We start from the raw sequence: 7643 nt of genomic DNA, 5'->3' as shown, positions 1-7643 counted from the left end.
CGTGTGGGAAGGCCAGCGGGCGGAACGCCGCCAGCTGCCCGCCGCGCAGCTTCCAGTCCATCGGGTTGACCCCCGCGCACCGGACGCGGACGCGCACCTCGCCGGCGGCCGGCGCCGGCACCTCGACGTCGAGGCGGCGCAGCACCTCGGGGCCGCCGTATGCGGAGAATCCCATGGCGAACACCACGGGCCATCACCTTCCTTCGGGACCGTGGACACCGAACGGACCGACTATCCCACCGAGGTGCGCGCACCGGCGCGGTTTCGATCCCGTGGCGAACAGACGTTTCGCCTCCCGCGCCCGTGGAACACCCCAGGAACGCCTGGTGGGGGGCGGTGTGTGCCACCGCCCCCCACAGGACTGGTACGACTCAGCCGACCGTATACATCACAGCGGCTTGATCCGGATGTCGCGGTACGAGACCACGTCCGTGGTGCCGTGCACCTGCAGGCCGATGTAGCCCTTCGCGTGCTGGCGCCCGTCCGTGCCCGGGTCGTCGCCGCGCGGCGGCTCGAAGAGCTGCCCCGGGGAGTTCTCGAACTCGTTGAGGAGAATGCCGTTGCGGTAGATCTCGTACTTCTGGTCCACCACCCGGATCTCGTAGTCGTTCCACGTGCCCTTCGGCGTCACCCCGGCCCCGCCGTGGGTGATCTCGTCGAAGCCGTAGACCGAGCCCGTCTTGTACTGGTCGCCGGCCTCCGAGTCGAAGACCTGCACCTCGTGGCCGTACTTGATCGCCACCCACTCGGGCCGCGACTCGTCCGGGTGGTCGCGCACGTCCGGGAAGCGGACGAAGACACCGGAGTTGGTGCGCCCGTCGCCCGGCGCGTCGTCGCGCCACTGCAGCTTGAGCGAGAAGTCGCCGTACTGGGCCTGCGGATACCACAGCATGCCCATCCCGTCGACGGTCGTCCCGCTCGTCATCGAGCCGTCGCCGTTGAGGCCGAAGCTGCCGCCGCCGACCTGCTCCCACTTGGAGAAGGAGTTCTCGGTGCCGGTGAAGATCGGCGTGTAGCCGTCGTTCTGGCCCGGCTTGCCGATCCCCGACTCCTTCGCCGTGTCGCGGATCAGCTGGCGCTCCTCGCCGTTGATGACGGCGTCCGCGTACAGCTCGTCGGTGACGTTCCTGATGTGGTCCAGGAACGCCTTCTGCTTCGGCCACGCCTTCTCGTCCTCGATCACCTCGTTGATCGTGCAGCCGCTCGCGGTGACGCGGTTGGGCACGTGGGTGTCGTACTGGCCGATGAAGACGATCGGCCGGGAGTCCAGCTCCGGGCAGACCGGGTCGGGGTTGGGGTACTTCTCGACGACCGTGAAGGTGACGGTCCCGACCTCGGAGGAGTTTCCCGCCTTGTCGGTGGCCCGGTAGCTGACCGTGTGCTCGCCGACGGTCGAGACGTGCACCATCTCGGTGTACGGCTGGAAGGCTCCGCCGCCCACCGCGTACTCGACCTTGTCGAGGCCGGAGCCACCGGTGTCGGCCGCCTCCAGCATGACCATGGCCATGTCCAGATACGCGCCGTCGTCGTTCTGCTCACCGCTGACCGAGGCGGTCACCGTCGGCGGCGTCGTGTCCTCCCCGGCCTCGGCGACCGTGAAGGTCACCGACTTCTCCTCGCAGGTGTTGCCCGCCTTGTCGGTGGCGCGGAACCTGACGGTGTGCTCGCCGAGGGCGTCGACGACGACCGGCGCCTCGTACGGGGTCCACTCCGCGGCCCCGTCCAGGGCGTATTCGATGCGATCGACCCCCGACATGTCGTCGGTGGCCGACAGCTCGACCGTCGCGCTGCCCAGGTACGCGCCGTTCGCGTCCTGCTCGCCGGTGACCTCGGCCGCCGCCTCGGGCGCCGTGGTGTCCTCGCCGCCGCCGTCCGTGACGATCAGCTCGCCGACCATCGAGCCGTGGCCGGGAATCGCGCAGAAGTAGCGGTACTTGCCCGGCGAGAGGTTGACGGTCGCCTGCCACTTGCCGCTGTTCTCGTCGTTCGGGGACGCCTGGAGGTTGAGGTTGACGTCCTTGTTGTATCCGTCGGTGAACGTGTCGAACGTGAGCGTGTGCACCATGCCGGTGGTGTTGCCGGTGGCGGCGCTGTTCTCGAAGACGATGGTCGTCTCCCCGGCCACCGCCGTCGTCGGCGCGGACGTGTACTCGGTGATGCTGTCGCCCGCGGTCCAGGTCAGCGTCTGCGCCGCCCTGGGCTCGTCGGGCGCCGCCGCGTCCGCGGCGGGCAGGCCGCCCGGCGCGAGGAGCGCCAGGCAGACCGCCACCAGAGTGATCAGCGCCCGCCGCAGTACACCTGCGGTCAGAGCTCCGGATCTCATCGGCTTCCCTTCGTGATCAGGTCCTCGGGCAGGGGCGTCGCCGGCCCGCCCTTGTACGTCACCCGCCACAGCGCGGACGCCGAGTCGGCGTTGAAGAAGCCGCGGCCGTAGTCGAGCACGTAGAGCGCGCCGTCCGGGCCGAACTTCCAGTCCATCAGGTTGCGGATGCCGCCGTCGCCGGCCGGGATGATCTCGTCCAGCGACTCGGCGTGCACGGGCAGCCCGCCGTCACCGGCGTTGTCCGGGTCCATGACCACGGCGTGCCGCGGCTGGTCCTGGTCGTAGAAGTCGCCGACGAACCACTTGCCGTTCCAGTACTCGGGCCACTTGACGTCGCTGGCGGAGCCGGCGTCGTAGCGGTAGACGGGGCCCGTCATGGCCGCCTGGCCGCCGCCCTTGAGCCAGGGCAGCTTGTACTGGGCCTCGCCGATGTTGTAGCTGGGCACCCCGTCCGCGTTGCGCGGGTAGTCGGGGCCGCCGCCCTGGGGCGAGTACCAGATGTTGTTGTCGCGGGCCGGCGGGATGTCCGTCAGGCCGTCGTTGTTGGGCGAGGTGTTCTTGAGGTTGTCGCAGTCGTACCAGTCGAGCGGCTGCGTCGGGTCGGGCAGGTTGCGGTCGCGGTACGGCTGCGAGTTGCCCATGCAGTACGGCCAGCCCTGGTTGCCCGCGCTGGTGATGACGGCGAACGTGTCGTACTTCGCCGGGCCCCAGGTGGTGCTGGGCTCGCCGGCGTCGGGGCCGACCCAGCCGGCGTAGAGCCGGTCCTCGGCGTCGATCTCGATGCGGGACGGGTTGCGTACGCCCATCACGTAGATCTCGGGCCTGGCCTGGTCGCCGTCGCCCTCGTCGCCGGTGAAGAGGTTGCCCTCGGGGATGGTGTACGTGCCGTCGGCCTCGGGGTGGATCCGCAGGATCTTGCCGTTGAGGTTGTTGGTGTTGCCCGCGGTGCGGCGCGCGTCGGAGAACGAGACGCCGCCGAAGTTGGGCTCCGGGTTGTTGCCCGAGTAGCCGTCGCTGAACCGCGAGGAGTTGGTGTCACCGGTGGCGATGTACAGGTTGCCCTTGGAGTCCCACTCCATGTCGCCGCCCGCGTGGCAGCAGCTGTGCACCTGGACCTGCCAGGACAGCACGACCTTCTCGGAGGCGGTGTCGAGCTGCTGCGTCTCCTGGTCGATGGTGAACCGGGAGACCCGCCGCTCGGCCATGTGCGCGTCGCGGTCGACGCCCGAGTGCGGCGTGTAGTGCAGGTACACGTACCCGTTGGTGGCGAAGTCCTGGTCGAGGGCGATGCCGAGGAGGCCCTCCTCGACCTTGACCAGCTCGTCGCCGCCGCCCTTGTTGCCGAAGACGTCGAGCGTGCCGACCGCGGTCACCTGCTCGGTCTCCGGGTCCCACACGTGGATGGTGCCGGGGCCCTTGCCGATCTCCGCGCTGTTCCAGTCGACGTCGACGGGGGCGCCGGACCAGCGGCCGCCGCGGCCGATGTAGTAGACCTTGCCGTCCTCGGCGATGTCGATGCCGTGCGGCTCGCCGATCTGGTCGAGCTGGTTCGCCTGGTTCGGCTGGGTCAGCCGCGTCGCCTCGTAGTTCGCGGTGATGCTCGCCTGGCAGTCGGCCTGCGCCTGGCGCGTGGTCCAGAGCAGGGCGCCGCGCAGGTGCGAGCGGAGGTTCTCCTCGGCGAAGCCGGCGGCGGTGCCGCCCATGCCGGTGTAGAACGAACGGCCGCCCTCGTAGTCGCGGCACCAGGAGATCGGGTGGTCCGCCCCGTTGGCGGACGGCCCCGGCTCGTACGACAGCTCCCGGACCCTGGCGACGGTGTGCACCTTGCCGGACGGGTTGCTCTCCCAGTTGGTCCACACGTCGCTGCGCTGCCACTCCAGCGGCAGGTCCCTGGTGGCCGGGTTCAGCCGGTCGCCGACCTCGACGACGGCCTCCTGGGCGCCGTCGGAGGTGCCGGCGGGGCGGCTGCCGATCAGGCCCGTGAACCAGTCGGACTCCGGTTCCGAGCGGGCCGCGTCATGGATGCCGAGGAACCCGCCGCCCGCCTCGATGTAGCGCTGGAACGACTGCTCCTGCACGGTGTTGAGCCGGTCGCTGCCCGGTGACAGGAAGACGACCGCGTTGTACTTGGCCAGATTCTTGTCGGTGAAGGCCGTGACCTCGTCGGTCGCGGTCACCGTGAACGTCTCGGGCCCCTGGGCGCCGGCGGCCTCGATGGCCTCGATGCCCGCCCGGGTCACGGCGTGTTGGTCGCCGTCGACCCGGGTGAATACGAGTACCGAGGCTGCCGCCTTGCCCGGCGGACTGCCGGCCGCCAGCGGTCCGCCGTCCGACGGCCCCGCCACGGCCTGTGCTCCTGCCAGTAGTGTTGCCGCCATTGCCACGGCCGATGCGCCGGCCGCCCAGCGTAGGGCGTTTCCCCTGCGTCGCATGGTCCTCCCACCTCGTCCCGGGATGCTGCGGGATAGCTGCGCCGCCGTAGGAAGTTAGCCCCCTTTTCGCGAACTGCCAATGCCTAGCGCCGGATTCGGTTCGAACTTTGTCCTGAGGATGGGCAAAGCCTCCGCAAGCCCTTACCATGAGCGGCTGTCAGGGACGAGTCACAAACGCGCGAGAAGGCGGGGGCCACCATGCCGCGCAATGTCTTTTCCAGAAGGTCCTTCACCAGCGGTGCGGCCGCGGCCGCACTGGCGACCCCGGTCGCACTGTCCACCTCCGGAGCGACGGTCACCGCGTCGGACGACGAACCGCAACCCCAGCCGCTCGGCGAGATCAAGCGGATCACCATGTACGCCGAGGCCATGCCGGACGGCCAACTCGGCTACGGCCTCGAACCGGGCAAGCCCTCCATCCCCGGCCCCCTGCTGGAGATGTACGAGGGCGACAGCATGATGATCAAGCTGGTCAACAACCTCGACGTCGAGGCCAGCCTGCACGTCCACGGCGTCGACTACGACATCGACAACGACGGCACACCGATGACGAACAGCGCGGTCCCGCCGGGCGGTTCACGCGACTACGTGTGGCACTCGCACACCGCCGGCACCCGCAAGGACGGCACAATCCAGCCGGGCAGCGCGGGCTACTGGAACTACCACGACCACGCGGTCGGCACCCCGCACGGCTCCGGCGGCGTCAAGCGCGGGCTGTACGGCGGGCTGATCGTCCGCCGGCGCGGCGACAAGCTGCCCGACAAGCAGTTCGTCATCGTCTTCAACGACAACACGATCAACAACGTCGCCGGCCACGGGCCGGACTTCACCGCCACGCTCGGCGAGCGGTGCGAGATCATCATGATCACGCACGGCGAGTTCTACCACACGTTCCATCTGCACGGCCATCGCTGGGCGGACAACCGCACGGGCATGCTGACCAGCGTGGACGATCCGACGCCCGTCATCGACAACAAGATCGTCGGGCCCGGGGACTCGTTCGGGTTCCAGTTCATCGCGGGCGAACTGGTCGGCTCGGGGCGGTGGATGTACCACTGCCACGTACAGAGCCACGCGGACATGGGCGTGGCCGGGCTGTTCGTCGTGACGAACCCCAACGGCACGGTGGCCGGAAAGCACAACGCGGAGGCGATGAAGCCGACCCGCGACGCACCGGCCCACGGCAGCCACGACACGACCTGAGCCGCCGCACGCACGGAACCACGGCAGGCGCCCGCACCCTGGCAGGCGCCGAGCCGCGGCACGTTGCCGTACTGCGGCACGCGCCGAGCCGCGAGACCGGTCGGCGGCCCCGCTGGGTGGGGCCGCCGGCTCTCGCATGCCCGCGGACCCCCGGGGGAGCCCCCGGCGGCAGACCCCCTGGTGGCAGACGCCCGGGGATACTCCTGCTATCGTCATGAAAATGATTGTCATTACGAAGACCAGGAAGACACTCGCCGCGGGCGTGGCGGCGATAGCCCTCGTGCTGGCCGGCGGGTGTGCGGAGAACGACGACGACCCGGGCGGCGGAAAGCCCGGCGCCGGCCGCGAGTCGAAGGCGGCCGACGGCGGTACGGCGGGCGAGGCGGCCGGCGCCGACCGGTCCGGCTGGCCCGCGGAGAAGACCGCCCACGGCGCCCCGGAGCTGCGCGCCGTCGTCACCGAGCAGGGCTCCGGCGCCGTCCGCGTCATCGGCCTCGCCGACGGCGGCACGGTCCGTACGCTGCACGTCGAGGGCCAGTCCCGGCCCGTACGCACCGAGGACGACACCCACGTCCTGCTGCCCCAGGGCGAGCAGGGGGTGACCCACCTCGTGGACGCCGGCATCCGCTGGGAGGACCACGGCGGCCACCAGGACGCGCACCACGAACGCCCCCGCGTCCTCGGCGGCCTGAAGGGCGAGTACCCCTCGCACGCCGTGCCGCACGGCGAGCACGTCACCGTCTTCGACGACGGCACGGGCACGGCCCGGGTCCTGCACGTCGGCGAGGAGCACGCGAGCACCGACCCCGAGCGGGAGCTGACCGCCGAAGGGCCGCACCACGGCGTCGCCGTGACCCTGGAGACGGGCGAGATGGTCGTCACCGTCCCCGGCGAGACGGAGGAGGACCTGCCCGTGGGCGTACGCGTCCACGACGCGCACAACCGCGAGACCGCCGCCTTCCGCGACTGCCCCGAACTGCACGGCGAACACGCCGTCGGCGACGGCCTGCTGCTCTTCGGCTGCCTGGACGGCGTGCTGGTGCTGGAGCGCGGCGACGGCGGCAAGTGGACCGCCGACAAGATCCCCAACCCGGCGGGCAGCGGCGGCCAGGAGCGCGTCAGCTCCTTCGCCGGGCACAGCGGCGACGCGGTCCTCGCCACCTTCGGCGACGAGGCGATGGCCGCGCTCGACCTCGGCGAGCGCACGATGCGCCGCGTCGACCTGCCCGCCGCGCGCGCCGCGTTCACCTGGGACCCGTACTGGGACCGGGGCCTCGCCCTCACCGCCGACGGCGAGCTGCACGGCGTCGACCCGAAGAGCGGCAAGGTCGTCGGCTCCTCGAAGGTGACCGAGCCGTTCGAGGTCTCGGCGGACTGGACGAAGAACCAGGCGGCGCTGGCGCCGGGCGAGGAGTCGGTGTACGTCACGGATCCGTTCACAGGGTCGCTGATCGAGGCGGAGGTGGCCCGGGACGGGTTCGACGTGACACGGACGATGGAGCTGGGCTTCACGCCGTACTCGCTGACCGTGCTCGGCATGGCCGACTGAGAAGAGGGCACCCGGACCGCGGCGGCGGGGCATCGCGGACGGCGCGTTGTCCCGTCGCCGTGCCGCCCCGCCCCCCCCTTCTCCCCCCGGCGCCGTGTCCCGCTGTTCGCCGCGGGATTGCCTTCGCGCCACGTAC

Annotated in this window: 4 protein-coding genes; 2 read left to right on the top strand and 2 right to left on the bottom strand. The window is 70.6% G+C overall.

The window, feature by feature from the left end:
* Positions 1 to 388: 388 nt before the first annotated feature.
* Positions 389 to 2323 carry an OmpL47-type beta-barrel domain-containing protein gene (locus tag H5J30_RS11490; RefSeq protein ID WP_181787333.1) on the bottom strand — a complete coding sequence of 645 codons (1935 nt, stop codon included), beginning with the start codon at positions 2321 to 2323 and terminating at the stop codon, positions 389 to 391.
* Positions 2320 to 4668 (bottom strand): ThuA domain-containing protein, encoded by a 2349-nt coding sequence (locus H5J30_RS11485; protein WP_181787332.1) that lies wholly within the window; start codon positions 4666 to 4668, stop codon positions 2320 to 2322. The genes H5J30_RS11490 and H5J30_RS11485 overlap by 4 nt, the downstream gene beginning before the upstream one ends.
* A gap of 285 nt (positions 4669 to 4953) precedes the next feature.
* On the opposite strand from H5J30_RS11485, the gene H5J30_RS11480 reads away from it, so the two are divergent.
* Both H5J30_RS11480 and H5J30_RS11475 read left to right on the top strand, forming a co-directional pair.
* On the top strand, positions 4954 to 5958 hold the full coding sequence (locus tag H5J30_RS11480) for a multicopper oxidase domain-containing protein (RefSeq protein ID WP_181787331.1): 1005 nt from the start codon (positions 4954 to 4956) through the stop codon (positions 5956 to 5958).
* 220 nt (positions 5959 to 6178) lie between these two features.
* A complete protein-coding gene (locus tag H5J30_RS11475; protein WP_220188796.1) occupies positions 6179 to 7507 on the top strand; it encodes a hypothetical protein in 1329 nt (442 codons plus the stop codon).
* Positions 7508 to 7643: the final 136 nt, after the last annotated feature.

This window comes from Streptomyces phytophilus (assembly GCF_013870535.1).
Lineage (GTDB): Bacteria > Actinomycetota > Actinomycetes > Streptomycetales > Streptomycetaceae > Streptomyces > Streptomyces phytophilus.
The sequence above is the reverse complement of the archived record's forward strand: the minus strand, read 5'-3'. Positions and strand labels throughout refer to the sequence as shown.

Coding starts and splice junctions, on each gene's coding strand:
- H5J30_RS11490 (WP_181787333.1), bottom strand. CDS start 2,323: ATGAGATCCGGAGCTCTGACCGCAGGTGTACTGCGGCGGGCGCTGATC.
- H5J30_RS11480 (WP_181787331.1), top strand. CDS start 4,954: ATGCCGCGCAATGTCTTTTCCAGAAGGTCCTTCACCAGCGGTGCGGCC.
- H5J30_RS11475 (WP_220188796.1), top strand. CDS start 6,179: ATGATTGTCATTACGAAGACCAGGAAGACACTCGCCGCGGGCGTGGCG.